The sequence below is a fragment of the Bartonella sp. AP280QHHD genome, assembly GCF_042196125.1.
GTDB lineage: Bacteria > Pseudomonadota > Alphaproteobacteria > Rhizobiales > Rhizobiaceae > Bartonella.
In genome coordinates this window covers 1-1,401 of the sequence record NZ_JBHIPQ010000010.1, presented here as the reverse complement: position 1 = coordinate 1,401, position 1,401 = coordinate 1, and the positions used below count along the sequence as shown (strand labels likewise).

Genomic DNA, 1,401 nt, shown 5'->3' with positions numbered 1-1,401 from the left:
TGATAGGCATCCCTTTTGCTTCATGGTTAAAAATTTTCATATCAATTTCGCGTCTTTTCCTTTTCATAAGTGATTGCTCAGTGTTACGTAAATGCGCTACCATTTCCATCTTTATAAATTCATTTTGGATCATGGCTAACGAACCATCGATATGTGCTTGAAGATCTGCAGTATCTTTCAGGTTTTCTTTTGTTGGAACTTCATCTAATAGATATCTGAGGTATTGAAAACGATTTTCTACGTTTTCAAAACTTTTTAAAGTTACAGCTTTATCTAGTATCGATGCAAATTGTAAACGCGCAAAAATAACCTTGCGCATTTGATCAAAAGAGCCAGAAACTTTGTTTTCGTCCTCTAATACCTTTTGATATGATTCCCTTGAAAGCTTATCACTCTTATAGAGCGATTCTGGTTCTTTGGGAAAAAAACTAGAAAAATCTATTGTTGTAGATCCAGTTTTCTGACTCTTTGTTATAGCTTGATAGGCTCTTTCTATTTGTGAATTTTGTTCTTTTTTTAACGCAAGCTGTTTTTTTAAGAGCTCAATAATTTCTGAAATTTTTAAGAGCTCAATAATTTCTGAATTGTTGTTTAATGGAGCAGAATTATTTATTGGATTATGATTTACTGTCTTTTTTCCTTTTCTCGGAACACAGCTAAAACTGCTGGAGTTCCAGTCACAATCCTGAGCGAGAGCTGACGTTCCAAAAATTATACTGATCGCTATAGTGATAATTAGCTTTTTCATATTTTGTTCTCCTTATTTTTTATATATTGCGGTAAAAAATTGGCAATTTAATTATTGAATTAATGCTAAATTTACACTACAAAATTTAATTATTTGTTTTAATAGATATTAAATTTCTTAACCTCTATTGAATTACTTTATAATTTTTATCTATATTAAAATTTTGATTATAAAATTATAATATACGATAGTTTTTTTTATTTAATGAGGTTTTTTATTGTGTTTCTTCTACGAGAATGATTACTTTCTATCTCATCTAGTTTTTATGTCTCCATAGATGTCCAAATGTAATGCCTTTTGCGAGAGAATTGGCCATGCTTGATAGTTCGAGTAACAGCATGATGGATATAATGGACAAGATGAGAGCTCCTCCAAACATGGAGCTTACATTTTGGTCGTAATCGAGTTTCATATCGCTCAAATAGTTTGCAAAGATGTTCATCATCAGATTAAATACAGAGGCTAAGAGTAGAAAGAGGATTATATAATTGACGACTTGTACAATCCATTGCTCGAAAAAGCGATGAGTTGGTTGCCAGAGTAGAGCAATAATGAAGATTGGTCCCAATCCTACGAGAAGTGCAAGTGCGATTTTTGTCAGGAGCACGAGACCACCACCGATTGCGACTACGAGGCTTGTTGCTAGCAAGATG

Annotated in this window: 2 protein-coding genes; both read right to left on the bottom strand. The window is 32.6% G+C overall.

The window, feature by feature from the left end; all coding sequences use genetic code 11:
• The coding region (locus ACFIMK_RS00395; RefSeq protein WP_375693496.1) for a type IV secretion system protein at positions 1 to 748 on the bottom strand (748 nt) is incomplete at its 3' end.
• 256 nt (positions 749 to 1,004) lie between these two features.
• Positions 1,005 to 1,401 (bottom strand): type IV secretion system protein (locus tag ACFIMK_RS00390; protein WP_375693495.1); only part of this gene is annotated, 397 nt, incomplete at its 5' end.